The sequence below is a fragment of the Sphingopyxis chilensis genome (genome assembly GCF_035930445.1).
GTDB classification, from domain to species: domain Bacteria; phylum Pseudomonadota; class Alphaproteobacteria; order Sphingomonadales; family Sphingomonadaceae; genus Sphingopyxis; species Sphingopyxis chilensis.
Map to the genome: position 1 here is coordinate 2,008,499 of NZ_CP142394.1, position 23,242 is coordinate 2,031,740.

Annotated in this window: 28 protein-coding genes and 1 tRNA gene; 7 read left to right on the forward strand and 22 right to left on the reverse strand. The window is 64.1% G+C overall.

The window, feature by feature from the left end; translation table 11 throughout:
* Window positions 1-4 precede the first annotated feature (4 nt).
* From nuoI to VSX79_RS09150, 12 genes are read right to left on the reverse strand one after another with little or no spacing between them, the layout of a single operon-like run.
* Window positions 5-493, reverse strand: coding sequence for an NADH-quinone oxidoreductase subunit NuoI (gene nuoI / locus VSX79_RS09095; protein ID WP_093511087.1), 489 nt, complete (start codon window positions 491-493; stop codon window positions 5-7).
* A complete protein-coding gene (gene nuoH, locus VSX79_RS09100) occupies window positions 490-1,533 on the reverse strand; it encodes an NADH-quinone oxidoreductase subunit NuoH (protein WP_326913181.1) in 1,044 nt (347 codons plus the stop codon). Before nuoH ends, nuoI begins: the two co-directional genes overlap by 4 nt.
* Entirely contained in the window at window positions 1,530-1,667 is a 138-nt protein-coding gene (locus VSX79_RS09105; RefSeq protein ID WP_179496112.1) for a hypothetical protein, read from the reverse strand. Before VSX79_RS09105 ends, nuoH begins: the two co-directional genes overlap by 4 nt.
* The gene (locus VSX79_RS09110) at window positions 1,664-1,939 is read right to left on the reverse strand and encodes a hypothetical protein (RefSeq protein ID WP_179496111.1); all 276 of its coding nucleotides are present in this window, start codon (window positions 1,937-1,939) and stop codon (window positions 1,664-1,666) included. The genes VSX79_RS09105 and VSX79_RS09110 overlap by 4 nt, the downstream gene beginning before the upstream one ends.
* Complete coding sequence (nuoG, locus tag VSX79_RS09115) at window positions 1,936-3,948, reverse strand: NADH-quinone oxidoreductase subunit NuoG (RefSeq protein ID WP_326913182.1); 2,013 nt, start codon at window positions 3,946-3,948, stop codon at window positions 1,936-1,938. Before nuoG ends, VSX79_RS09110 begins: the two co-directional genes overlap by 4 nt.
* Complete coding sequence (gene nuoF, locus VSX79_RS09120) at window positions 3,948-5,237, reverse strand: NADH-quinone oxidoreductase subunit NuoF (RefSeq protein ID WP_326913183.1); 1,290 nt, start codon at window positions 5,235-5,237, stop codon at window positions 3,948-3,950. Before nuoF ends, nuoG begins: the two co-directional genes overlap by 1 nt.
* Window positions 5,238-5,240: 3 nt before the next feature.
* Window positions 5,241-5,909 (reverse strand): complex I 24 kDa subunit family protein, encoded by a 669-nt coding sequence (locus tag VSX79_RS09125; protein WP_326913184.1) that lies wholly within the window; start codon window positions 5,907-5,909, stop codon window positions 5,241-5,243.
* Window positions 5,902-6,087, reverse strand: a complete 186-nt coding sequence (locus VSX79_RS09130) for a hypothetical protein (protein ID WP_326913185.1) — start codon at window positions 6,085-6,087, stop codon at window positions 5,902-5,904. Before VSX79_RS09130 ends, VSX79_RS09125 begins: the two co-directional genes overlap by 8 nt.
* A complete protein-coding gene (locus tag VSX79_RS09135) occupies window positions 6,084-7,301 on the reverse strand; it encodes an NADH-quinone oxidoreductase subunit D (protein ID WP_326915243.1) in 1,218 nt (405 codons plus the stop codon). Before VSX79_RS09135 ends, VSX79_RS09130 begins: the two co-directional genes overlap by 4 nt.
* A 50-nt stretch (window positions 7,302-7,351) precedes the next feature.
* Window positions 7,352-8,269, reverse strand: coding sequence for an NADH-quinone oxidoreductase subunit C (locus VSX79_RS09140; protein ID WP_326913186.1), 918 nt, complete (start codon window positions 8,267-8,269; stop codon window positions 7,352-7,354).
* Window positions 8,269-8,823 carry a NuoB/complex I 20 kDa subunit family protein gene (locus VSX79_RS09145; RefSeq protein WP_179497368.1) on the reverse strand — a complete coding sequence of 185 codons (555 nt, stop codon included), beginning with the start codon at window positions 8,821-8,823 and terminating at the stop codon, window positions 8,269-8,271. Before VSX79_RS09145 ends, VSX79_RS09140 begins: the two co-directional genes overlap by 1 nt.
* Window positions 8,824-8,852: 29 nt before the next feature.
* Window positions 8,853-9,227: an NADH-quinone oxidoreductase subunit A gene (locus VSX79_RS09150; RefSeq protein ID WP_179496104.1), complete on the reverse strand. Its 375-nt coding sequence runs from the start codon at window positions 9,225-9,227 to the stop codon at window positions 8,853-8,855.
* A 235-nt stretch (window positions 9,228-9,462) separates the two neighbouring features.
* On the opposite strand from VSX79_RS09150, the gene VSX79_RS09155 reads away from it, so the two are divergent.
* Together VSX79_RS09155 and VSX79_RS09160 are read left to right on the forward strand one after the other, a co-directional pair.
* Entirely contained in the window at window positions 9,463-9,945 is a 483-nt protein-coding gene (locus tag VSX79_RS09155; RefSeq protein WP_179496102.1) for a YbjN domain-containing protein, read from the forward strand.
* A 22-nt stretch (window positions 9,946-9,967) separates the two neighbouring features.
* Complete coding sequence (locus VSX79_RS09160; protein ID WP_179496100.1) at window positions 9,968-10,525, forward strand: YbjN domain-containing protein; 558 nt, start codon at window positions 9,968-9,970, stop codon at window positions 10,523-10,525.
* A gap of 6 nt (window positions 10,526-10,531) precedes the next feature.
* Here VSX79_RS09160 and VSX79_RS09165 read toward each other — a convergent pair whose 3' ends face one another.
* The 4 genes from VSX79_RS09165 to thiE all read right to left on the reverse strand — a co-directional run bounded on the left by VSX79_RS09165 (window position 10,532) and on the right by thiE (window position 14,940).
* On the reverse strand, window positions 10,532-11,350 hold the full coding sequence (locus tag VSX79_RS09165) for an inositol monophosphatase family protein (protein WP_407697215.1): 819 nt from the start codon (window positions 11,348-11,350) through the stop codon (window positions 10,532-10,534).
* Between the two features lie 39 nt (window positions 11,351-11,389).
* Window positions 11,390-11,953, reverse strand: a complete 564-nt coding sequence (efp, locus tag VSX79_RS09170; protein WP_037553878.1) for an elongation factor P — start codon at window positions 11,951-11,953, stop codon at window positions 11,390-11,392.
* A 106-nt stretch (window positions 11,954-12,059) separates the two neighbouring features.
* A complete protein-coding gene (locus VSX79_RS09175) occupies window positions 12,060-14,021 on the reverse strand; it encodes an OPT family oligopeptide transporter (RefSeq protein WP_326913187.1) in 1,962 nt (653 codons plus the stop codon).
* Between the two features lie 280 nt (window positions 14,022-14,301).
* Entirely contained in the window at window positions 14,302-14,940 is a 639-nt protein-coding gene (gene thiE / locus VSX79_RS09180; protein WP_179496096.1) for a thiamine phosphate synthase, read from the reverse strand.
* 35 nt (window positions 14,941-14,975) lie between these two features.
* Between thiE and VSX79_RS09185 the strand changes: the two genes are divergently transcribed.
* Window positions 14,976-15,371 carry a hypothetical protein gene (locus VSX79_RS09185; protein WP_326913188.1) on the forward strand — a complete coding sequence of 132 codons (396 nt, stop codon included), beginning with the start codon at window positions 14,976-14,978 and terminating at the stop codon, window positions 15,369-15,371.
* 1 nt (window position 15,372) lies between these two features.
* Here the strand turns inward: VSX79_RS09185 and VSX79_RS09190 are convergent, their stop codons facing one another.
* From VSX79_RS09190 to tkt, 5 genes are all read right to left on the reverse strand, one after another.
* The gene (locus VSX79_RS09190; protein WP_326913189.1) at window positions 15,373-16,029 is read right to left on the reverse strand and encodes an O-methyltransferase; all 657 of its coding nucleotides are present in this window, start codon (window positions 16,027-16,029) and stop codon (window positions 15,373-15,375) included.
* A gap of 4 nt (window positions 16,030-16,033) precedes the next feature.
* A complete protein-coding gene (locus VSX79_RS09195) occupies window positions 16,034-16,903 on the reverse strand; it encodes a fructose bisphosphate aldolase (protein ID WP_407697279.1) in 870 nt (289 codons plus the stop codon).
* Between the two features lie 100 nt (window positions 16,904-17,003).
* A complete protein-coding gene (locus VSX79_RS09200; RefSeq protein ID WP_179496092.1) occupies window positions 17,004-18,200 on the reverse strand; it encodes a phosphoglycerate kinase in 1,197 nt (398 codons plus the stop codon).
* Window positions 18,201-18,217: 17 nt separating this feature from the next.
* Window positions 18,218-19,225, reverse strand: a complete 1,008-nt coding sequence (gene gap / locus VSX79_RS09205) for a type I glyceraldehyde-3-phosphate dehydrogenase (protein ID WP_326913191.1) — start codon at window positions 19,223-19,225, stop codon at window positions 18,218-18,220.
* Window positions 19,226-19,261: 36 nt separating this feature from the next.
* On the reverse strand, window positions 19,262-21,229 hold the full coding sequence (gene tkt / locus VSX79_RS09210) for a transketolase (protein ID WP_326913192.1): 1,968 nt from the start codon (window positions 21,227-21,229) through the stop codon (window positions 19,262-19,264).
* Between the two features lie 156 nt (window positions 21,230-21,385).
* On the opposite strand from tkt, the gene VSX79_RS09215 reads away from it, so the two are divergent.
* The 4 genes from VSX79_RS09215 (at window position 21,386) to VSX79_RS09230 (ending at window position 23,070) form a co-directional block, all read left to right on the forward strand.
* The gene (locus VSX79_RS09215; protein ID WP_179496086.1) at window positions 21,386-21,592 is read left to right on the forward strand and encodes a hypothetical protein; all 207 of its coding nucleotides are present in this window, start codon (window positions 21,386-21,388) and stop codon (window positions 21,590-21,592) included.
* Entirely contained in the window at window positions 21,585-22,031 is a 447-nt protein-coding gene (locus VSX79_RS09220; protein ID WP_179496084.1) for a cell division protein ZapA, read from the forward strand. Before VSX79_RS09215 ends, VSX79_RS09220 begins: the two co-directional genes overlap by 8 nt.
* Before the next feature lie 218 nt (window positions 22,032-22,249).
* The gene (locus VSX79_RS09225) at window positions 22,250-22,843 is read left to right on the forward strand and encodes a 5-formyltetrahydrofolate cyclo-ligase (RefSeq protein ID WP_179496082.1); all 594 of its coding nucleotides are present in this window, start codon (window positions 22,250-22,252) and stop codon (window positions 22,841-22,843) included.
* A complete protein-coding gene (locus tag VSX79_RS09230; RefSeq protein WP_326913193.1) occupies window positions 22,840-23,070 on the forward strand; it encodes a DUF2842 domain-containing protein in 231 nt (76 codons plus the stop codon). The genes VSX79_RS09225 and VSX79_RS09230 overlap by 4 nt, the downstream gene beginning before the upstream one ends.
* 78 nt (window positions 23,071-23,148) lie before the next feature.
* On the opposite strand, the gene VSX79_RS09235 is transcribed toward VSX79_RS09230, so the two are convergent.
* Window positions 23,149-23,225 (reverse strand) — tRNA-Asp (locus VSX79_RS09235).
* Window positions 23,226-23,242: the final 17 nt, after the last annotated feature.

The following is a 23,242-nucleotide window of genomic DNA, read 5'->3' on the forward strand; positions in this document are numbered from 1 at the left end:
GCCCTTACCGATAGGGCGCGTCGGCGGCAAGATTCGCCGCGATCGCGCGTTCCCATTTGTCGCCATTGGCGAGCAATTTGGCCTTGTCATAGAGCAGTTCCTCGCGCGTTTCGGTCGCGAATTCGAAGTTCGGCCCCTCGACCACCGCATCGACCGGGCACGCTTCCTGACAGAAGCCACAATAGATGCACTTGGTCATGTCGATGTCGTAGCGCGTCGTGCGGCGCGAGCCGTCGTCGCGCGGCTCGGCCTCGATCGTGATCGCCTGCGCCGGGCACACCGCTTCGCACAGCTTGCACGCGATGCAGCGTTCCTCGCCGTTCGGATAACGGCGCAGCGCATGCTCACCGCGAAAACGCGGCGACAGCGGGTTCTTTTCGAACGGGTAGTTGATCGTCGCCTTCGGCTTGAAGAAATATTTGAGCGTAAGGGCGTGCGCCTTCACAAACTCCCACAGCGTGAAGCTTTTGATGAGGTGGGCAATGGTACTCATGAATACCTCGTCAGCATCAGATAGCCGGAGATCAGGAAGATCCAGAGAAGCGAAATCGGCAGGAAGATTTTCCAGCCTAGCCGCATCAGCTGGTCATAGCGGTAGCGCGGGACGGTCGCCTTGACCCAGCTGAAGACGAAGAAGAAGAACAGGATCTTCGCGAACAGCCAGATGATTCCGGGAACGGCATAGAGCGGCGCCCAGTCGATCGGGGGCAGCCAGCCGCCCCAGAAGAGCACCGCGTTGAGCGTGCACATCAGCAGGACGTTGGCATATTCGCCGAGCCAGAAGAGCGCGAAGCTCATCGACGAATATTCGGTCTGGTACCCCGCGACGAGTTCCGATTCCGCCTCGGTCAGGTCGAACGGCGCACGCGCGGTTTCGGCGAGCGACGAGATCAGGAACATCACCGCGAGCGGGAAGAGCAGCAGGTTGAAGCCGAAGGCGTTGACGATGCCGAGCCCGTGGCCCTGCTGCGCCTTGACGATCTCGTTCATGTTGAAGCTGTCGGCGAAGAGCACGACGCCGATCAGGATGAAGCCGATCGAGACTTCATAGCTGATCATCTGCGCCGACGCGCGCATCGCCGAGAAGAAGGGATATTTCGAGTTCGACGCCCAGCCCGACAGGATCACGCCATAGACGCCGAGCGACGAGATCGCGAGGATGTAGAGCAGCCCGACGTTGATGTCGGCGAGCACAGCGCCCGAATTGAACGGAATCACCGCCCAGGCGAGCAGCGCGACGGTGAAGGTGATGATCGGCGCGATCAGGAACAGCCCGCGGTTCGCCCCGCTGGGGATGATCGTTTCCTGCAGGAACACTTTCAACCCGTCGGCGAACGACTGCAACAGGCCAAAGGGGCCGACGACGTTCGGCCCGCGGCGCAGCGCGATGGCCGCCCAGATCTTGCGGTCGGCATAGATGATCATCGCGACCGCGAGCATCAGCGGCAGCGCGATGAGCAGGATACCGGCGATCGTCGCGACGCCCCACGCCCAGTTCGGGTCCATGCCCCAGGAGATGAAGGTCTCGGTCATTTCCGGGCCCCGTCCTGGTTCCGCCAGCCATTATGCGGGCCCGGCTTTTCCGACTTGCGCGGATTGAACCCGCGCCACACCGAATAGCCCATCCCGACCAGCAACACGCTGGCAATCGCATGCACCGGGGTCATTCCGCGGCCTCCAAAGTGGAATGCATCCGCGCCCAGATAGCCAATGCAACATGCACCAGTACGCCGGTTCCGACAGCGTAAATCGCTTCCCGCGTCGCGTCAGCGAGAACCCGCAGCGTGGCAACACGGACCATTGACTGATCGGAATAGGATGTATTCAAACCGTTTATCTCAACAACGCCCAGCGCGAAATAGGCGAAGAACATCAGCACCGCAGCGGCATAAAAGAATCGCGGTGAGCGCTGTACCCATTCGGGTAGATTCCCATTCATTCCGCGGCCTCCGCAAAGTCGACGCCATGGATCAGCTCTTCCGAGCAGCGCTGCATCGTCGGCGACGCGCGGCAGATGGCGTTGGTGAGGTAGAAATCCTTGATCGGCGACGGGATCGCGCGCGCCTCTGGCTTGGGGGCGAGCTTCGGCACCGTCCAGCCATAATCGGCAAGACCCTCGACGCCGAGCGCGGGCACTGCGGCGATCATCGCGGCGCGGCACTGGTCGAAGCTGTCAAAGCCGACATTCACGCCGAGCGTATCGGCCAAAGCGCGGAAAATGCTCCAGTCCTCGCGCGCGTCGCCGGGTGCGAACACGGCTTTCTCGCTACGCTGGACGCGGCCCTCGGTGTTGACCGTGGTGAAGTCCTTTTCGGTCCAGGCTGCGGCGGGCAGGATGACATCGGCGGCATGCGCGCCCTTGTCGCCATGATGGCCGACATAGACTTTGAACGTATCGGGCAGCGCCGCGAAATCGACCTCGTCGGCGCCAAGGAAGAAAGCGAGCTTCGGTTTGGCCGCGATGACGTCCTTGATCCCGCCGGGCAGCCCGTAACCGAGCATCAGCGAGCCCATGCGCGCGGCGGAGAAATGCACGACGTTGAAGCCGTTCCAGCCATCCTTGACCGCGTCCACCGACTTGGCGAGCGCAAGGCCCGCACCGTGGACGCCGGGCACCGACAAAGCGCCACCGCCGAAGATCAGCATCGGCCGTTCGGCACCCTTCAGCGCGTCGATCACATGCGCGGGCAGCTTCGCAACGAGCGACGCATCGTCGCCGAGCCACTCGGTCTTGTACGTCAGGTCGGTTTCGGGACCGATAGCAAAGACCTTCGCGCCCTTCTTCCACACCGCCTTGCGGACGCGCGTGTTGATCAGCGGCGCTTCCCAGCGCAGGTTGGTGCCGACGAGCAGGATCACGTCGGCATTCTCAGCCTCGGCGATACCCGTGTTGAAATTGACCGCCGACAGGCTGGTGACGTCATAGTCGAGCCCGGTCTGACGCCCTTCGAGCAGGGTGCCGCCGAGCGCATTGACCAGCGCCTTCGCCGCGAACATCGTCTCGCAATCGGCAAGGTCGCCCGCGATTGCGGCGACCGACGATCCGGCGTTCACCGCCCTGATCGCCTCAAAGGCCTCGGCCCACGTCGCTTCGACCATCTGGCCGCCCTTGCGGACATAAGGCCGGTCGAGACGGCGACGGGTCAGGCCGTCGACATGGTGGCGCGTCTTGTCGCTCGCCCATTCCTCGTTCACATCGTCGTTGACGCGCGGCAGCACGCGCAGGACCTGCCGCCCGCGGCTGTCGATACGCACATTGGTGCCGACCGCGTCCATCATGTCGATGCCGAGCGTCTTGGTCAGTTCCCACGGCCGCGCTTCGAACGCATAGGGTTTGCTGGTCAGCGCACCGACCGGGCACAGGTCGACGATATTGCCCGAAAGCTCGCTCGCGACCGCATGTTCCAGATACGACGTGATCTGCATATTTTCGCCGCGATAGATCGCGCCGACATCCTCGACGCCCGCGACTTCCTCCGCAAAGCGGACGCAGCGCGTGCACTGGATGCAGCGGGTCATCACCGTCTTGACGATCGGACCCATATATTTCTCGGTAACCGCGCGCTTATTCTCGTCATAGCGCGTCGCGCCGCGGCCATAGGCGACCGACTGGTCCTGCAGGTCGCATTCGCCGCCCTGGTCACAGATCGGGCAGTCGAGCGGGTGGTTGATGAGCAGGAACTCCATCACCCCTTCGCGCGCCTTCTTCACCATCGGGCTGTCGGTCTTGATGACCTGCCCCTCGGCGGTCGGCAGCGCGCACGACGCCTGCGGCTTCGGCGGGCCCGGCGACACTTCGACAAGGCACATGCGGCAATTGCCGGCGATGCTCAGACGCTCATGGTAGCAGAAGCGCGGAATTTCCTTCCCCGCCATCTCGCACGCCTGCAGAACGGTCGCGCCCTGCGGCACGTCGAGTTCTACGCCATCTACGGTAACTTTAGGCATTATTCGGCTGCCTCCAGCGCGCCGCCATTCTCGCGGATGCGGCGTTCGATTTCGGGGCGGAAATGCTTGATCAGGCCCTGGATCGGCCACGCGGCGGCGTCGCCGAGCGCGCAGATGGTGTGGCCTTCGACCTGCTTGGTCACGTCGAACAGCGTATCGATTTCGCTGATGTCGGCGTCGCCGGTGCGCAGCCGTTCCATCACGCGCCACATCCAGCCGGTGCCTTCGCGGCAAGGCGTGCACTGGCCGCAGCTTTCATGCTTGTAGAAATAGCTGATCCGGCTGATCGCCTGAACGACGTCGGTCGACTTGTCCATCACGATCGCGGCGGCGGTGCCGAGGCCCGAACCGACGGCCTTCAGCCCGTCGAAGTCCATCGGCGCGTCCATGATCTCGGCCGCGGGCACCAGCGGCACCGACGAACCACCGGGGATCACCGCGAGCAGATTGTCCCAGCCGCCGCGAATGCCGCCGCAATGCTTGTCGATCAGTTCGCGGAAGGTGATGCCCATCTCTTCCTCGACGACGCACGGGCGCTCGACATGGCCGCTGATCTGGAAGAGTTTGGTGCCCTTGTTATTTTCGCGCCCGAAGCTCGCGAACCACGGCGCGCCGCGGCGCAGGATCGTCGGGACGACCGCGATGCTCTCGACATTGTTCACCGTCGTCGGGCAGCCATAAAGCCCCGCACCCGCCGGGAACGGCGGTTTCAGGCGCGGCTGGCCCTTCTTGCCCTCGAGGCTTTCGATCATCGCGGTTTCTTCGCCGCAGATATAGGCGCCGGCGCCGCGGTGGACGAAGACGTCGAAATCATAGCCCGACTTGGCCGCGTTTTTCCCTAGCAGGCCGGCGTCATAGGCCTCCTGCACCGCGGCAAACAGCGTCTCGGCCTCGCGGATGAACTCGCCGCGGATATAGATGTAAGCGGCGCGCGCGCGCATCGCGAAGCCCGCGATCAGCGCGCCTTCGATCAGCTTGTGCGGATCGTGGCGGATGATCTCGCGGTCCTTGCATGACCCCGGCTCGGATTCGTCGGCGTTGATGACGAGGAAGCTCGGGCGGTCGGCGCGCGGCTCCTTCGGCATGAAGCTCCACTTGAGCCCCGTCGGGAAGCCCGCACCGCCGCGGCCGCGCAGACCCGACGCCTTGATTTCCTCAATGATCGCGTCCTGGCCGCGCTTCATCAGATCCCTGGTATTGTCCCAATCGCCACGCGCCTGCGCGGATTTGAGGTTCCACGGCTGGAAGCCGTAGAGATTGGTGAAAATGCGATCCTTATCGGCCAGCATGGCTCACCACTCCTTCCGATAGTCGTGGTTCGAAGACACCATTTCCTTCAGCGTCGTCGGTCCGCCGTCGGGTTCGCTCGTGTGGCGGTTCGCAAGCTGCGTCCCCGCCTTCGGCTGCTCGCCGGCAGCGAGCGCATCGAGGATGCGGACGGTGCTGTCGTAATCGAGGTCTTCGTAATTATCGTCGTTGATCTGGACCATCGGCGCGTTGGTGCAGGTGCCCATGCACTCGACCTCGGTCAAGGTGAACAGGCCGTCGGGCGTCGTCTTGCCCTTCACCATGCCGCGGTTCTTGCACGCCGCCATCACATCGTCCGACCCGCGCAGCAGGCACGGCGTCGTGCCGCACACCTGCACATGATAGCGGCCGACGGGCACGAGATTATACATGGTGTAGAAGGTCGCGACCTCATAGGCGCGCATGAACGGCATATCGAGCTGGGCCGCGACATATTCGATCACCGGCACGGGCAGCCAGCCCTGCGTCTGCGTCTCGGCACCGACCTGCCGCTGTGCGAGGTCGAGCAGCGGCATCACCGCCGAACGCTGGCGCCCTGCGGGATAGCGCGCGATGACCGCCTTCGCCTTCTCGGCATTTTCCGCCGTCCACGCAAACGTGCCCCAGCGCGCACGGGTTTCGGCTTCGTCGGGAATTTGGGGTGCGTCAGCCATGAGCGACAACTTTCGAGCGTTTTTCAAGGGTCAGCTTAGCAAGGAGAGCGATGGGCCAAACAAGGTTCAGCAGCACGAGCTCATCATTAACCTCAAGTCCGCGCATCGACTTCAACGCAAGAAGTACCAGACCAGCGCCGATAGCCATTTTTTGGATGGTGTCGAGCAGTGCGATCACCGGTCGCACTCCCCGAACACAACGTCGATCGCCCCGATGATCGCAGTCGTATCCGCGAGCATATGCCCCTTCGACATCATGTCCATCGCCTGCAGGTGCGAAAACGCCGTCGGGCGGATCTTGCAGCGGTACGGCTTGTTACTGCCGTCGCTGACCAGATAGACGCCGAATTCGCCCTTGGGGCTTTCGGTCGCCACATAGACTTCGCCCGCGGGGACGTGGAAGCCTTCGGTATAGAGCTTGAAGTGATGGATCAGCGATTCCATCGACTGCTTCATCTCGCCGCGCTTCGGCGGGACGACCTTGCGGTCGAGGCTGGCGATCGGGCCGTTGGGCATGTCGCGCAGGCACTGTTTGATGATCTTCGCCGATTGATAGACTTCCTCGACGCGCACCATGAAGCGGTCATAGCAGTCGCCGCGCGTGCCGACGGGAATGTCGAATTCCATCTGCGCATAAGCGTCATAGGGCTGCGACTTGCGCAGATCCCATGCAATGCCGCTGCCGCGGATCATCGGGCCGCTGAAGCCCCACGCCAGCGCGTCTTCCTTCGACACCGTCGCGATGTCGACGTTGCGCTGTTTAAAGATGCGGTTGTCGATGACGAGGCTCATCGCGTCGCCGAACAGCTTCGGCAGACGCGTCTCGACCCATTCGCCGATGTCGACGAGCAGCTTTTCGGGGACGTCCTGATGGACGCCGCCGGGGCGGAAATAGGCGCTGTGCATCCGCGCACCCGAAGCGCGCTCAAAGAAGTTCAGGCAATCCTCGCGCAGCTCGAACACCCACAGGTTCGGCGTCATCGCGCCGACGTCCATGACGTGCGACCCGATATTGAGCATATGGTTGCAGATGCGCGTCAGCTCCGCGAACAGCACGCGCAGATATTGCGCGCGCGCCGGCACCTCGAGATCGAGCAGCTTTTCGATGGCCAGCACATAGCTGTGCTCCATGCCGAGCGGCGAGCAATAATCCAGCCGGTCGAAATAGGGCAAAGCCTGAAGATAGGTCTTATATTCGATCAGCTTTTCAGTGCCGCGATGGAGCAGGCCGACGTGCGGATCGACGCGCTCGATGATCTCGCCGTCGAGCTCCATCACCATGCGCAAAACGCCGTGCGCCGCGGGGTGCTGCGGGCCGAAGTTGATGGTGTAATTGGTGACCGCCTGATCGCCCGCGGTGTTCGCGGTGTCGACCGGATAGCCTTCGAACATGTCGCTGCCGTGGTGCTTGACCGCTCCAGAAGCCATTTGGGGAGCGTCGGTCATGCGTCACCTCCTGTTTTCGGCTTGCGCGGCGTGCGCGGCTTGGCCGGGGCCTTCGCCTTGGCGGGCGCCTTCTCGGCCTTGGCGGTGGCGGGCGTCTTGGACTCGCCGTCCGCCTTGGCCTTCGCGCCGTCCTTGCTCGGCTTCGCGGCTTCCTTGTTCGCCTTGTTGCCCGCCCCCGTCTGCGCCGGCTTTTCGGTCGTCTTCGGGGTCGGCGGCGGCGCGGCTTTCGCTTTGTCGTCGGATGCCTTTACTTCCTTGGCGGTCATCGGCGTCGGCGCGCCCTTGCCCGGCGCTTCGCCCGTCCCGCCGGCCTTTTCATCGCCCGGCAACACATAATCGGCGCCTTCCCACGGCGAAAGGAAGTCGAAGTTGCGGAAATCCTGCGCCAGTTTCACCGGCTCGTACACGACACGCTTGTCTTCTTCCGAATAGCGCAGTTCGGTATAGCCGGTCAGCGGGAAGTCCTTGCGCTGCGGGTGCCCCTGAAAACCATAGTCGGTCAGGATGCGGCGAAGGTCGGGATTGCCCGCGAACAGCACGCCATACATGTCGAACACTTCGCGCTCGAGCCAGCCGGCGTTCGGCCACACGGGCACGACCGTCGGCACCGGCGTCGCCTCGTCGGTCGACACGCGCACGCGCAGGCGATGGTTCTTCGTCACGCTGAGCAGGTGATAGACGACCTCGAACCGCTCGGGTCGCTCGGGATAGTCGACCCCGGCGATTTCCATCAGCTGCTGATATTCGAGATTGTCGCGCAGCGCGACCATTACGCCGGCGACGGCGCTCCGATCGACGGTGATGCTGTCTTCATCGACGGTGAACACATGCGCGAGCAGATCGGTGCCGAGCAGCGTCTTCAGCGCGGCCGCGAGCGAGGGCTGCGGCGCAACGAGGGGAGCGGGATGGGCCATCAGCGTTCGATCGTCCCGATGCGGCGGATCTTCCGCTGCAACTGCATCACGCCATAAAGCAGAGCCTCGGCGGTCGGCGGGCAACCGGGGACATAGATATCGACCGGCACGATGCGATCGCAGCCGCGCACCACCGAATAGCTATAGTGATAATAGCCGCCACCATTGGCACAGCTGCCCATCGAGATGACATATTTCGGGTTCGACATCTGGTCGTATACCCGGCGCAGCGCGGGCGCCATCTTGTTGCACAACGTCCCCGCGACGATCATCACGTCCGACTGGCGCGGGCTCGCGCGCGGCGCGGCGCCGAAGCGTTCCATGTCGTAACGCGGCATGTTGACGTGGATCATCTCGACTGCACAGCACGCGAGGCCAAAAGTCATCCACCAGAGCGAGCCGGTGCGTGCCCAGTTGAACAGATCCTCGGTCGAGGTGACGAGAAAGCCCTTGTCGCCGACCTCGCTGTTGAGGTCGTCGAAAAAGCCCGCGTCGGGGCTTGTCCCCGGCGCCACCGGAAACAGCTCGGGGTTGGTCCCCGGCGCGACCGGCATCTGGCCGGGCATCAGGATGCTCGAATTGCTCATTCCCAATCCAGCGCCCCTTTCTTCCAGGCATAAACAAGGCCGAGGGTCAGTTCGGCGAGGAAAACCATCATCGTCGCCCAGCCGGCCCAGCCGATTTCCTCGAGGCTGACCGCCCAGGGAAAGAGAAAGGCCGCTTCGAGGTCGAAGATGATGAAAAGGATGGCGACGAGGTAGAAACGCACGTCGAACTGGCTGCGCGCATCTTCAAAAGCGGGAAAACCGCATTCATATTCGGTCAGCTTCGCCGGATCGGGCTTGTGCGCCCCGGTCAACCGCGCGACGCCCATCGGAAGGAACACGAAGGCGGAGGACAGGCCGACGGCGACGACAAGAAAGATCAGAATCGGCAAATATTGCGTCAGATCGACCATGGGAGCTCGCAGTTCTGTTGTTTTGGGGTGTCTCGCACCCGTTTATGGGGGGCGCTTTAGGCCACCAAGCCGCGTGTCGCAAGCACCGCGGGCAGGATTTTCGTTTCGCGCGTGACCAAAAGCATAATGCGCGCTGGCGAGCGCCCCTATCGCTGTGATACGCAAGCGAAAAAGGGTCGCTGTGCCGCGCTTTTCGGGGCGGTACGGACCCTGAATATCGACCAAGGGAGCTTATATGGGACCAATCACCGCTCGCGCCGCCGCCGCCTTTGCCCCGCTGGCGCTTTTGCTGGCGACTCCGGCGCATGCCGAACTGGTCAACGCGGCGAATCCGGAGACGATCAAGGCGATCGTCGAGTCGCAGGGCTGGCCCGCGACGATCGTCGTCAAGGAGGGCGACGATCCCTATATCGAAAGCAACCGGGCCGGCCTGAAATTCCTCGTCCTCTTCATGAATTGCGATGCGGGCCAGCGGTGCAAGACGCTGCAATATTATATGGGATTCAGCGACGCCAAGGACGTCACGCTCGAACGGCTCAACCAGTGGAACAAGGAAAAGCGTTTCGCGCGCGCCTATAAGGACGACGCCGGCGACCCGGTGCTGGAAATGGACGTCGACCTCGATTTCGCGGGCATCCCGCGCGAAAATGTCGGCGAGACCTTCAACACCTGGGCCTCGCTGATGGACAGCTTCCGGGCTTATGTTTTCGAGAAATAGGGACAGCCGGCCCGGATGATGGGTGAACAAGGGGGAATTCGTGAAGACAATTTTAGTCGCGGCGATGCTTGCAGTATCGCCTGCCGCACCAGCGCAGGGTGCCATAGAAAATACGACGGCGCTTCAGGAGGCGACAACCGCGGATATTCCGATCAAGGCAGACGCCGGGCAAATCGCCAAGCTGCTGTCCGACGAGGGCTATCGCGCCAAGGTTGAGGCCGACAAGGACGGCACCACCTATATCAAATCCGCCAGTGGCGGGCGCAATTTCACCATCTATTTTCTCGGCTGCGACGGCGGGGTAAAGCTGGGGCCCTGCAGTTCCATCGAATTCTATACGGGCTTCACGATCGGCAAGCCCTTCCCCGTCGAACGGACGAACGAGTGGAACGCCAAGAACCGCTACGGCCGCACCTATGTCGATAAAGAGAATGACCCGGTCATCGAGATGGATATCTATCTCGATGCCGGAGGCATGCCGCGCGCGCAGTTCATCGAAAACCTACAAATTTGGACCGACGTTATGGCCAATTTCGATACCTTCGTCTTTAACGACGGGAACGACGTCAAAAAGAAATAAGCGCTCTCACGCGTTCCGCAGCGCGCCCGCGACCAGCTTCTGCAGCTTCGAGTGCACCGCGGCGCTGCCCGCGATGAACTCGCTGCGATCGATCGCGCGGTCGCCGCCGCGGAAATCGCTGACGAAACCGCCGGCTTCGCGCACGAGCAGCATGCCCGCCGCGACGTCCCAGACCTGCAGGTCGCTTTCCCAGAAGCCGTCGTAACGGCCCGCCGCGATCCATGCGAGGTCAAGACTGGCGGCGCCGAAGCGGCGGATACCGGCGACTTCGGGCGCAACCGCACCGAAAATGCGGCTCCACTGCGCCATATTGCCATGGCCCATATATGGGATGCCCGTCGCGATCAGGCATTCGTTGAGGTGGCGGCGCGACGCCACACGCAAACGCCGGTCGTGCAGCCACGCGCCGCGGCCGCGCTCGGCCCAATAGCTTTCGTCGGTAACGGGCTGGTAGACGAGTGCCGCCGTGACGTCGCCCCAGCCGCCGCCGGGCTTGGGTTCCTGTACCGCGATCGAGATCGCGAAATGCGGGATCGCGTGCAGGAAGTTCGAGGTGCCGTCGAGCGGGTCGATGATGAAGCGCGGCTTGCCGGGATCGCCCTCGATCTCGCCCGCCTCTTCCATCTTGAAGCCCCAGCCCGGACGCGCATGGGTCAGCTCGTCATACAGCGTGCGCTCGGCGGCCTGGTCGGCCTTCGAAACGAAATCCGCGGGCCCCTTTTGCGAAACCTGCAAATGCTCGATCTCGCCGAAGTCGCGGCGCAGCTTCGTGCCGGCCTTGCGCGCGGCGCGTTCCATGACGGTGATGATGCCAGATACGGCCATAATTTTTCTCCGCCCTCCCGCAAGCGGGAGGGGAACTAATCAGTCCGCGCGGCGGACATATTCGCGGTCGTAGACATGCACGACGATGCGGGTACCGCTGGTGATATGCGGCGGCACCATCACGCGCACCCCATTGTCGAGGATCGCGGGCTTGTACGACGACGACGCCGTCTGCCCCTTCACCACCGCGTCGGCCTCGACGATCGTCGCTTCGATCGTTTCGGGCAGCTCGACCGAGATCGGGCGCTCTTCCCAAAGCTCGAGCACGACGTCCATGCCGTCCTGCAGGAATTCATGCGCCTCGCCGACGACATCCTTCGAGATGTTGATCTGTTCGAAGCTGTCCTTGTCCATGAACACCAGGTCGTCGCCCTCGGCATAGAGGAACTGGAAATCCTTGGTGTCGAGGCGGACCTTTTCGACCGTGTCGGCACTGCGGAAACGGTTGTTGAGCTTGCGCCCGTCGATCAGATTCTTGGCTTCGACCTGCATATAGGCGCCGCCCTTGCCCGGCTGGGTGTGCTGGATCTTGGTGACCTTCCAGATGCCGCCTTCATATTCGATAATATTGCCGGGACGGATTTCAACGCCGGTGATCTTCATCGCACACACTCACAGTCAAGGATGGAAAGAGCAAAGCGGTGCCCGCCGGGCACAGCTGTCAGGTGCGCGCCTTTAGCCGCGCGCGCGCCGAAGGGCAAGCCGCGTGTCAGGGCGTCGCGACGACCATCGCGCGCGTGCGCTTGTAGCTCAACCAGACGAGGCCCGCGAACAGGATCAGGCCGACCCACGGCGCATAGGGCGCATAGCCGTCGCCGACGACGGCCAGCGGCGCGTCGCTGCCGCTGCCTGCGACGATCCCCGCATAGAGCACGCCGAACAGGCTTTCGCCGACGATCATCCCCGTCGCGGTGAGCACGCCCATGCGGTGCGCAAAGCTCGCGTTCGGGCGCTTTGTCGCCCAGCGATCGTAGAACCATCCGCCGACCGCGCCGATCACCACCGGCAGGATCACCGCCATCGGCAGATAGATGCCGATGCCGATCGCGAGCGGGGGGAGCCTGAGCTTGCCGGCGCGGCCGAGCAACGCATCGACGATGACGAAGCCGACGCCGGCAAGCGCGCCATAGCCCAGCATCGTCCAGTTGAGGTCGCCGCCAAGCACGCCCTGCGCGAGCGACGAGATCAGCCCCGCCTGCGGCGCCGCGAGCGCGTTCGGACCAGCCCCCGGCGCGCCGACGAAGCCCAATGTCTCGTTGAGCACATTGAGCACTGGCGGGACGATGAGCGAGCCGAAGATCACGCCGATGATCAGCGCGACCTGCTGTTTCCAAGGCGTCGCGCCGACAAGCTGGCCGGTCTTCAAATCCTGGAGATTGTCGTTCGAAATCGTCGCGATACCGAACACCAGTCCCGTGACGATCAGCGCATAGGCGACCATCGCGCCGATTTCAGCCTCTCCCCCGCCGCGCCCGAGCAGGCCGAGAAGGAGCAGCGACGACGCGATGATCGCAAGGATGCCGATCCCCGACACCGGCGAGTTCGACGCGCCGATAAGCCCCGCCATATAGCCGGTGACCGAGGCGATCATCAGCCCGACGATGATGATGAACAGGATCGCCCCCGCGATCAGCGCGAACGATGCGCCCGCCAGCGGCCCGCCCGAAAGCTCGGACCAGAGCAGGATACCGATCGGCAGCATCAGGAACAGCGAGCCGCCGAACACCCAGCTGATCGACATATCCTGTTCCTCGATCGCCAGCGCCTGCCCGCCCTGCCGCGCCCGCGATGCCGCCATCGCCGAACGAATGCCGCCGAGCACCGGCTCGGCGATCCTTATCAGCGTCCAGATCGCCGCGACCGCGATGACACCGGCGCCGAAGAAGCGCACATCGGCGCGGAAAACCGTGTTCGCCAGCGTCTCGGGGTCCCCCGCCCCGCCCTGCGTCAGGATCGGGAGCAGCACCCACCAGCCCGTGACCAACCCGACGAGTTGCGCCATGCCGACCGACAGGCCGACGAGGTGGCCGACGCCGAACAGCGCAAAGGCGAGCCCGCCCGCGACCCCCGTCGCGCCGGCGCCGACGCTGAACCAGCGCGCGACCTCGGCCCCCGCGAGCTTCATTTGCGTGAGCAGCGTGAAGCCCGCCGCGACGAGCGAATTCCACATCAGCGCCGACAGTCCCGCCTTATTCTCTTCCGCCCCCTCGACGCTCGCCGCGCCGACCTGCAGCACTTCGGCGGCGGCGCGGCCTTCGGGATAGGGCAGATCCGAATCGACAACGAGCGCGCGGCGCAGCGGGACGGAAAAGAGCACGCCCAAAATCCCGCCGAGCATCGTGATCGCGGTGGTTTCCAGCATCGGGAAGCCCTGCCAGTAACCGACCATGACAAGCCCCGGCAGCACGAAGATGATCGCCGCCAGCGTGCCCGCGGCGCTCGCGATCGTCTGGACGATATTATTCTCGAGGATCGTCGAGCCCGCCATATAGCGCAGCAGCGCCATCGAGATCACCGCCGCGGGGATCGACGTCGCGAAGGTCAGCCCGACCTTCAGCCCGAGATAGACGTTCGCGGCCGTGAACATCAACGTCAGCAGGCCGCCGAGCAGGATCGCACGTATCGTCAGTTCGCGGCCGCGCGAGGTCGGCGCTGCGGTGGTTTCGTTCATATATTTATCTCCGGCCGCTGTCTTGCGGGCCAGAGCGCGCGGCGCAAGCGAAAAGGCGACGAACCGACGCCGATTTGACGCATCGATCCAATATGACGTGTGGCAACGGTGCCATATCGACCGCCATGATGAGTATCGAGCATCCCGAACTTACCCCGCCGCTCCCTCGCGGCACCGCAGCAAAGCCGCGCGGGGCGCCTTGCGCCGGCCTGTTTGGCTGGCGCAAGGATGCGGGGGCGCCGTCTGCGCCGAAAAAGGAACCGAAAACGCCGGGACGCGATTATCCCGCCGGCTGATTTTCGAGGATATCGGTAAAGGCGCGCACGGCCGCCGCGGGGCCTTCGGGATGCCCCCACACACCGCCCGACACGGCAAGGAAATCGGCCCCGGCGTCGACCAGAATCTTCGCATTGGCCGTCGTGATCCCGCCGATCGCGACGCACGGCAGCTCGAACAACCCCTGCCACCAGGTCAGTATCTCGGGTTCGGGGTGATGCTCCACCGCCTTGGTGGTCGTCGGAAAAAAAGCGCCGAACGCAACATAATCGGCGCCCGCCTCGCCCGCGTCCATCGCGAGATGGCGGCTGTCGTGGCAGGTCACGCCGATCTGCGCGTCGGGACCGAGCAGGCGGCGCGCTTCCCTGGGATCGCCATCGCCCTGCCCCAGATGCACGCCGTCGGCCTTCAGCCGCTTCGCGAGCGCGACATCGTCGTTGACGATGAAGGCGACCTCCTGCGCGGCGCAGATCGCTTGCAACGGTTCCGCCAGCCGAGCCGCGTCATGCTGGTCGACATTCTTGATGCGAAACTGGAAGGCCGCGACGGGGCCTGCGGACAGCGCCTCCTCCAGCCGGACGGGAAAATCGCCGCCGACGTCGAGCGGGGAAATGAGGTAGAGTTGGCAGGTCGGTGTTTTCATGGCTCGTTCATAGCGACCGGGCCAGACGCGGGCAAATGCAGAACGTCACCCGCCTCGCGGCTCTCACCCTCCCCGCTCTCCTGCTTTCCGCCTGCGCGACGACCGCCGGCGCGCCGCTCCCCGATGGCAGCGACGTCGCGCTCGGGCAAAAAGCCTATGTCGATGGTCCGCTCGTCCAGCCAGTCGAGGTGATCGAGGATAGCCGCTGCCCGATGAACGCCCGCTGCGTGTGGGCAGGGCGCGTGCGCGTGAAGATGCTGTGGCTTCGCGGCAATGGCGAGAAGCAGCCGTTCGAAGTCACGCTGGGCGAAGAGACGCAGCTTGCCGACGGCAAATTCGCGCTCGAATCGGTCCGCCCGGAAAAGATGACCAACGTCACGATCAAGCCGTTGGACTATCGTTTCTCGTTCCGTTTCGCGGGCGGCCTTTAGGCTAGCGCACCAACGCCAGCACAAAACCGTCCCATTTCTTTGCGCCGACGGTCTGCACCGCCGTCGCATCAAGCCTCGGATCGGCGGCGAGCATGTCGAACAGCGCGCGCGTGCCGACGACCCGTTCATCGTCGCTGTCGGCATCCAGCACGCCGCCTTCGCGCACCACATTATCGACGACGATCGTCGTGCCGGGGCGGCCAAGCCGGATCGCCTCGGCGACATAATGCGCGTTGTTCTGCTTGTCGGCGTCGATAAAGACGAAGTCGAACGGCGCCTCGCCGGTCATCGCCGCGAGGCTTTCCGCGGCCGGGCCGACGCGAAGATCCACTCTGTCCGCGACACCAGCGCGCTCAAGATTGTCGCGCGCCACGCAGGCGTGATGCGCTTCCAGCTCCAGCGTCACCAGGGCACCGTCCGCTGGCAAGGCTCGCGCCAGCCAGATCGTCGAATAGCCGCCGAGCGTCCCGACTTCGAGGATGCGCTTCGCACCGGCCATCTGCGCCAGGAGGAACAGCATCTTGCCCTGCGCCGCCGAGACGTCGATCGGCGGCAGGCCTTGCGCCGAATTATTGGCGAGGGCGGTGGCAAGCGCGTCGTCTTCGCCCAGCAATTTGCCGGCGATATAGTCATCGACGGCTTGCCACCTCTCTCCCATCACTTCAGGCCACGGAGGCCGTGTGAATTTCGTTGATCGCGCCGCCGAGCGAGGCGTTGAATTCCTCGTCGCTCATCTGGTGACGCAGGTCCTCCAGCAAAGCGCGGCTGAAGCTCGCGATGATACCCGGGTTTTTTGCCAGCTCCACGCACGCTTCGGGGCGCGCGAAGCCGCCCGACAGCGCGACGACGCGCAGCACCTTGGGATGATCGACGAGCGGCTGGAACAGGCCCGCTTCGGTCGGCAGCGACAGTTTCAGCATCACTGGCGCGCCCGTCCATGCGTCGAGCGCCGCGAGCAATTCCTTGAGAAGCAACCGGTCGGCCGCGTCGCGCTCGGCGCTCTTGATATTCACTTCGGGCTCGATGATCGGGACCAGGCCGTGCGCGGCGATCCGCGCGGCTTCGGCGAACTGCTGACGGGCGATCGCCTTGATCCCGACCGGATTGGCAAGGTTGACGACGCTGCGCATCTTGGTGCCGAACACGCCCTTGGCGACGGCGCGCGCGCACAGGTCATCAAGGCCAGGATTCGCCTTCATCAGCTGGACGCCGTCGGCTTCGTCCTCGAGCCCCTTGTCGACCTTCAGGAACGGCACCACGCCGCGTTCCCACAAAAGCGCCGGAACCGGCTTGCCGCCCGCTTCGCCGTCCATCGTGCGTTCGAACAGGATCGCGCCGATCACCTTCTCGCCATTGAAGCAGGGCGCGGTGACGATCCGGCTGCGCATGTCATGGATCAGGCCGAACATTTCCTCATCGTTCGAGAAGGCGTCCGCTTCGATACCATAGCCCTTCAATGCCTTGGGGGTCGAACCGCCGCTCTGGTCGAGCGCGGCGATGAACCCCTGCCCCGATTTGATCTGGTCGAGCATGGCGGCATTGGCGGTCGTCATAGGATCTCCGGTCATTTGCATACGTATGTGGCGGTGCGCATAGCTTCCCCTTGGTCGCGATGCAATGCGGCGGAAAGGGCTAGGCCTTCAGCGCGTCGACCCCGGGCAACGGCTTGCCTTCCATCCATTCGAGAAAGGCGCCGCCAGCGGTCGAGACGAAGGTGAAATCCGTGCCGACGCCCGCATGGTTGAGCGCCGCGACGGTATCGCCGCCGCCCGCAACCGAGATCAGCGAGCCTTCGCGCGTCAGCGCAGCGGCGGTCTTGGCCAGCGCGACGGTTGCGGTATCGAACGGCGGCGTCTCGAACGCGCCCAGCGGGCCGTTCCACACCAGCGTGCGGCAATTCTTGAGCACGTCCGCCAGCGCTTCGACCGCGGCGGGACCGATATCGAGGATCATCTCGTCGGCGGCGACCTCATGGACGTTGACGGTCCGCGTCGGCGGGTTCGGCGCGAACTCCTTTGCCACCACGACGTCATAGGGCAGATGGATCGTGCAACCCGCCGCGTCGGCGGCGTCGAAGATCGCATTCGCGGTATCGACCAGGTCATGCTCGCACAGCGATTTCCCGACATCGACTCCGCGCGCGGCGAGGAAGGTGTTCGCCATGCCGCCGCCGATGATCAGGTGATCGACCTGGCCGACAAGGTTCTTGAGCACGTCGATCTTGCTCGACACCTTCGCACCGCCGACGACCGCGGCGACCGGATGCGCCGGATTGCCGAGGGCGGCGTCGAGCGCCTTGAGCTCGGCTTCCATAGCGCGCCCCGCATAAGCCGGGAGGCGATGCGCGACGCCTTCGGTCGAGCCATGCGCGCGGTGCGCCGCCGAAAAGGCGTCGTTGACATAAAGATCGCCGATTTCGGCGAGACCGTCGGCAAAGGCAGGATCGTTCTTTTCCTCGCCGGGATAGAAGCGGGTATTTTCGAGCACCGCGACGTCGCCGGGCGCCAGCACCGCGATGCCCGCCTTCGCCCCCTCACCGACGGCTTCGGGGATGAACATGACCGAATGGCCCAGCACATCCTCGACGCCGCCCATGACGAGGCTCAGCGACTGGGTCGGGTTCTTCGCGCCCTTCGGCCGCCCGAAATGCGCGAGGAGCAGGACGATCGCGCCCTTGTCCGACAGTTCGCGGATCGTCGGCATCGCCGCCTGGATCCGCGTCGCATCGCTGACCGCACCTTCGAACATCGGGACATTGAGGTCGACGCGGACCAGCACTTTCTTGCCGGTGACGTCACCGATATCGTCGAGGGTCTTGAACGCGGTCATCGACGTTTCCTTTTAAATCAGAGCAGCTTGGCGATCACACCTGCGGTGTCGACCATGCGGTTCGAGAAACCCCATTCATTGTCGTACCAGCTGACGACGCGGACCAGCTTGCCTTCGAGAACCGATGTTTCGAGGCTGTCGATCGTCGAGCTCGCCGGGCAGTGGTTGTAATCGATCGAGACGAGCGGCTCGTCCGAAAAGGCGAGAACGCCCTTCAGCGCGCCTTCCGACGCGTCCTTCAGGATCTGGTTCACTTCCTCGACGCTCGTGTCGCGCTTCGGCGTGAAGGTCAGGTCGACCAGGCTGACGTTGGGCGTCGGGACGCGGATCGCCGAACCGTCGAGCTTGCCCTTGAGTTCGGGAAGCACTTCGCCGACGGCGCGCGCGGCACCGGTCGTCGTCGGGATGATCGACATGCCCGCGGCGCGCGCGCGGCGCATGTCGCTGTGGATCTGGTCGAGGATCTTCTGGTCGTTGGTATAGGCATGAACCGTGGTCATCAGTCCGCGCTCGATGCCCAGCGTGTCGTTGAGAACCTTGGCGACCGGCGCGAGGCAGTTCGTGGTGCAGCTCGCGTTCGAGACGATCTTGTGGTCGGCGGTCAGCTTGTCGTGGTTGACGCCATAAACGACGGTCAGGTCGACGCCCTTGGCGGGCGCCGAAATCAGCACGCGCTTGGCGCCGGCGGCGAGGTGCTTGCCCGCACTTTCGGCATCGGTGAAGAAGCCCGTGCATTCGAGCGCGATGTCGATGCCCAGATCGGCGTGCGGCAGGTTGGCGGGGTCGCGTTCCTTGGTGACGCGGATCGCCTTGCCGTTGACGATCATCTGGTCGCCCTCGGCCGAAACGTTGCCCGGGAAAGGTCCGTGGACGCTGTCGCGCTTGAACAGCAGGGCATTGGCTTTCGCGTCCGCCAGATCGTTGATCGCGACCAGTTCGAGCCCGCAGTCGGGGCGTTCGAGGATGGCGCGTGCCACGAGGCGGCCGATGCGTCCGAAACCGTTGATTGCAACCTTCACTGCCATGTCGAAACGTCCTTTCTGCGTGGGATAAGCCGGTCCTTAGTTGCCGAGCTTTGCCAGGATCTGGGGTGTGATAGCATCGGCGGTAAGGCCGAAATGCTTGAATAGGTCTTCAATCGGCGCCGAAGCGCCGAAGCTGTCGATGCCGAAGCGCAGGCCATGGCGGCCGGTATAGCGTTCCCATCCAAAGGTCGTGCCAGCCTCGATCGATACGATCAGCGCATTTTCGGGCAGGATATCGGCCTGATAGGCGCCCGTCTGCTCGTCGAAAAGTTCGGTCGAGACCATCGACACCACGTCGGCGCCATGGCCCGCGGCCTCGAGCTTGTCGGCGACCTCCATCGCGAGCGAGACTTCGGAGCCCGTCGCGACGAGCACGACCTTGCGGGCAGCCGAGGCCCCGCGCAGGCGATAACCGCCTTTTGCACAAAGATTTTCCGTGACGTCATGACGCAGCGGTGGAAGATTCTGGCGGGTCAGCGCGAGTAGCGACGGCCGGCTTTCCTGCGCGAGCGCGAGCGCCCAGCATTCGGCGGTTTCGACCGCGTCGGCGGGGCGCATAACCAGCAGGTTCGGCATCGCGCGCAGCGACTGGAGATGCTCGATCGGCTGGTGCGTCGGGCCATCCTCGCCCAGCCCGATGCTGTCGTGCGTCATCACATAGACGACGCGCTGCTTTTGCAGCGCCGACAGGCGGATCGCGGCGCGGCAATAATCGGCAAAGACCAGGAAGGTGCCGCCATAGGGGACGACCCCGCCGTGCAGCGCCATGCCGTTCATCGCGGCGGACATGCCGAACTCGCGGATGCCGTAATAAATATAACGGCCCGAATAATCATTCTTCGTCAGCGGCTTGGTCGACGAGGTTTTGGTATTGTTCGAACCCGTCAGGTCGGCGCTGCCGCCGACGAGCGCGGCGATATCGGCGGTCAGCGCACCGAGCGTGTTTTCGGACGCCTTGCGCGTCGCGACCTTCGGCGGCTCGGCGACGAGGCCGTCGAGATAGGCCTTGAACGCGTCGCCGGGGACGATCTTGCCGCTCAGCCGGTCTTCAAATTCCTTTTTCTTTTCGCTATTTGCAAGTCGATCATTCCATTCGGAATGAAGTTTATTGCCCTTCTCGCCGAACGCGGCCCACGCCGCAGCGATGTCCGCCGGGATGACGAACGGCTCGGCGGTCCAGTCCAGTTCCCGGCGCGCCGCCGCGATCTCGTCTGCCCCCAGCGGCGCCCCGTGCGTCGCCGAAGTGCCCTGCTTGTTCGGTGCCCCGAAACCGATGATCGTGCGGCACGCGACCAGCGACGGCCGCGGATCGGCCAGCGCGGCGTCGATCGCACGGCGAATATCGGCGGGATCATGCCCGTCGCAGCTTTCGACATGCCAGCCGGTCGCAGCATAGCGCGCCGCGATATCCTCGCTCGTCGACAGGTCGGTCGACCCGTCGATCGTGATCTTGTTGTCGTCCCACAGCACCATCAGCCGACCAAGCTGCAAATGTCCGGCCAAACCAATGGCTTCGTGGTTGATGCCTTCCATCAGGCACCCGTCGCCGGCGATGACATATGTGCGATGATCGACCAGATCGTCGCCATAGATCGCATTCAGATGCCGCTCGGCAATCGCCATGCCGACCGCGGTCGCAAGCCCCTGCCCCAACGGCCCCGTCGTCGTCTCGACGCCGTCGAGCTCGAAATTCTCGGGATGCCCCGCGCACGGGCTATTGAGCTGGCGGAAGTTGCGGATGTCCTCGATCGTCGGCCGCGCATAACCCGCGAGGTTGAGCGTCGCATAGGCGAGCATCGAACCGTGCCCCGCCGAAAGGACGAATCGGTCGCGATCGGGCCATTTCGGATCGCTCGGGTCGAACTTCAGATAATCGGAATAAAGCACGGTGGCGACGTCGGCCATGCCCATCGGCATCCCGGGATGGCCGCTGTTCGCGGCCTGTACGGCGTCCATCGCAAGCGCACGGATCGCGTTGGCGAGCTGACGTTCGGGCAGTGTCATGAGTCCCCCGGGAAAGGATGTGAAGATGACCGGATTCGGTGGGACAGCCCTTTGCGGTGGCGAGGTCAGGAGTCAACCGCTCGCGGCACAAATTGTGGCGCATTTCGGGGTGGACAGCCGATTGCGCCCGCTTCCCTGCCCTGCTAACCCTTGGACATGGAACTCGATCTGGACGAATCCAGCCTGGCCATCGGCCGTATCGAACGTGCGCTGAGCCGCATCGAAAAGGCCCTGACCGATCGGGCGAGCCGCCCCGCACTCCCGATTGCCGCCCCCGCCGCCGACCAGTCCGCGCTCAAGGCCGAGGTCGCGGCAGTGATCGGCGAACTCGACCGGCTCATTGCGGAGGCCGACCGTGGCTGACGTCAAACTGACGATCGGCGGCCGCCCCTACGACGTGCATTGCGCCGATGGCGAGGAAGTGCAGCTGACCCAGCTTGCCTCGATCGTCGATGAAAAGGTCCGCACGATGCCGGGCGTGACCGAGATGCGACAGTTGCTCTTCGCGGCGCTGATGCTCGCCGACGAGACGCAGGAAGCGCGCGGCAAGGTGGAAAAAGCCGAACCGCAATCCGATTCGCTGCGCGCGGCGGTAGCGCTTGCCGAAAGTCGCGAGGCGGCCGCCCGCGACGAACTCAAAGCCGCGGCCGAGCGCGAGAAGGCCGCGCTGAAGGAATTGGAGGCGGCGCGGAAAAATATCGCTGCCCCGGCGCCTTCGACCAACGCATCGAACAGCCGCGCGCTGTTGCAGATTGCGGACCGCATCGAAAGCCTTGCCGCGAAAGTCGAGCAACTCCCTTGAGCGAGCGGGTCCGCCCCCCTACATAGGGGACGGCGGGTACTGCCCGGCACGAGCTTTTGCGAAAATCCCTGAGGCGATACATCATCCTAGGGAGCTGTCCCTGCCCGGACCCTGGTCCGACGCACATGGTTCCCACCTGACGTTACTGGCGTCAGAGGATCTTCCAGCAAACGACCTCGGCGGTCCCGCCAACCGAACCCCCGGTGCCAGAGGAGGCGATGACCAACTTGTCCGCCGATCTGGTCCAGCAAAAGCAGAAACTGCGCGAGAAGCTGCGCTTCCGGCGCCAGCATTTCGCCGCAAATCTTGACGGGATGGCGCAGCTGGCGGCGTTTCGCGTGCTCCCGGCGTCGCTTTCCGAGCTTCTCGCCACGCACGCAACGACTGGCGCCTATGTCGCATGGCGTGACGAACCCGATATCCTGCCGATGCTTGCGGGGCTTGCCGAGGCGGGCGCGCTCGCCCTGCCCCACCATGCCGGACGCGTCGCCGAAATGCATTTCCGTCGCTGGCGACAGGACGAGTCGCTCGTCAAAGGGCCGTGGGGTACGCAGCAACCGGCAGACGACGCACCCATTGCAGTACCCGACATCATCTTCTGCCCGCTGGTCGGATTCGATCGCCGCGGCGGCCGGATCGGCCAGGGCGGCGGCCACTATGACCGTTATTTTGCTGCGCATCCTGGACCGCTGCGAATCGGTATCGGCTGGTCCGTGCAGGAAATCGACGCTACGCCGCGCGAATCGACCGATATCGCGCTCGACGCGATATTGACCGAACAGGAATTCATCCTTTGCGGAGATCGTTTGTGAATCAGGATCCAGCCAATCCCCAGCCCAGTTGGCGCAAGCCCGCCGGCATGTTCCTGATCCTCGCGCTGATTGGCGGCTGGACCGCGATCATCGTCAGCCTTTCGCCATGGGTCGGCGCGTGGCCGGTGCTGGTGCAGGCGCTATTCTATCTCGTCGCGGGGATCGTGTGGATCGCGCCGTTGAAGCCGCTGCTGCGCTGGATGGAATTGGGGACTTGGCGCCGCTGAGGAGCGGCGCCAATCCATAATTTCCAGTGATGGAAAGTCCCAAGACGCGGTGACCATTCCGTCCAGAAAGACGAGGAATGGCGCGAGTGACGGGGCTCGAACCCGCGACCTCCGGCGTGACAGGCCGGCACTCTAACCAACTGAGCTACACCCGCGTGTGCTTGGGAGCCGC

Bases quoted from the DNA above. Each gene is read 5' to 3' on its own strand.
- VSX79_RS09185 (WP_326913188.1), top strand. From the start codon at position 14,976: ATGCAGAACGTCACCCGCCTCGCGGCTCTCACCCTCCCCGCTCTCCTG.
- nuoI (WP_093511087.1), bottom strand. From the start codon at position 493: ATGAGTACCATTGCCCACCTCATCAAAAGCTTCACGCTGTGGGAGTTT.
- tkt (WP_326913192.1), bottom strand. From the start codon at position 21,229: ATGACACTGCCCGAACGTCAGCTCGCCAACGCGATCCGTGCGCTTGCG.
- VSX79_RS09150 (WP_179496104.1), bottom strand. From the start codon at position 9,227: ATGGTCGATCTGACGCAATATTTGCCGATTCTGATCTTTCTTGTCGTC.
- VSX79_RS09195 (WP_407697279.1), bottom strand. From the start codon at position 16,903: ATGCTCGACCAGATCAAATCGGGGCAGGGGTTCATCGCCGCGCTCGAC.
- VSX79_RS09145 (WP_179497368.1), bottom strand. From the start codon at position 8,823: ATGCCGGTCGCGCCGGGGACCAACCCCGAGCTGTTTCCGGTGGCGCCG.
- nuoH (WP_326913181.1), bottom strand. From the start codon at position 1,533: ATGACCGAGACCTTCATCTCCTGGGGCATGGACCCGAACTGGGCGTGG.
- VSX79_RS09135 (WP_326915243.1), bottom strand. From the start codon at position 7,301: ATGTTCGAAGGCTATCCGGTCGACACCGCGAACACCGCGGGCGATCAG.
- nuoG (WP_326913182.1), bottom strand. From the start codon at position 3,948: ATGCCTAAAGTTACCGTAGATGGCGTAGAACTCGACGTGCCGCAGGGC.
- VSX79_RS09200 (WP_179496092.1), bottom strand. From the start codon at position 18,200: ATGACCGCGTTCAAGACCCTCGACGATATCGGTGACGTCACCGGCAAG.
- VSX79_RS09225 (WP_179496082.1), top strand. From the start codon at position 22,250: ATGACCAACTTGTCCGCCGATCTGGTCCAGCAAAAGCAGAAACTGCGC.
- VSX79_RS09140 (WP_326913186.1), bottom strand. From the start codon at position 8,269: ATGGCCCATCCCGCTCCCCTCGTTGCGCCGCAGCCCTCGCTCGCGGCC.
- VSX79_RS09215 (WP_179496086.1), top strand. From the start codon at position 21,386: ATGGAACTCGATCTGGACGAATCCAGCCTGGCCATCGGCCGTATCGAA.
- VSX79_RS09190 (WP_326913189.1), bottom strand. From the start codon at position 16,029: ATGGGAGAGAGGTGGCAAGCCGTCGATGACTATATCGCCGGCAAATTG.
- VSX79_RS09125 (WP_326913184.1), bottom strand. From the start codon at position 5,909: ATGGCTGACGCACCCCAAATTCCCGACGAAGCCGAAACCCGTGCGCGC.
- nuoF (WP_326913183.1), bottom strand. From the start codon at position 5,237: ATGCTGGCCGATAAGGATCGCATTTTCACCAATCTCTACGGCTTCCAG.
- gap (WP_326913191.1), bottom strand. From the start codon at position 19,225: ATGGCAGTGAAGGTTGCAATCAACGGTTTCGGACGCATCGGCCGCCTC.
- efp (WP_037553878.1), bottom strand. From the start codon at position 11,953: ATGAAGATCACCGGCGTTGAAATCCGTCCCGGCAATATTATCGAATAT.
- VSX79_RS09110 (WP_179496111.1), bottom strand. From the start codon at position 1,939: ATGAATGGGAATCTACCCGAATGGGTACAGCGCTCACCGCGATTCTTT.
- VSX79_RS09175 (WP_326913187.1), bottom strand. From the start codon at position 14,021: ATGAACGAAACCACCGCAGCGCCGACCTCGCGCGGCCGCGAACTGACG.
- VSX79_RS09105 (WP_179496112.1), bottom strand. From the start codon at position 1,667: ATGACCCCGGTGCATGCGATTGCCAGCGTGTTGCTGGTCGGGATGGGC.
- VSX79_RS09155 (WP_179496102.1), top strand. From the start codon at position 9,463: ATGGGACCAATCACCGCTCGCGCCGCCGCCGCCTTTGCCCCGCTGGCG.
- VSX79_RS09165 (WP_407697215.1), bottom strand. From the start codon at position 11,350: ATGGCCGTATCTGGCATCATCACCGTCATGGAACGCGCCGCGCGCAAG.
- thiE (WP_179496096.1), bottom strand. From the start codon at position 14,940: ATGAAAACACCGACCTGCCAACTCTACCTCATTTCCCCGCTCGACGTC.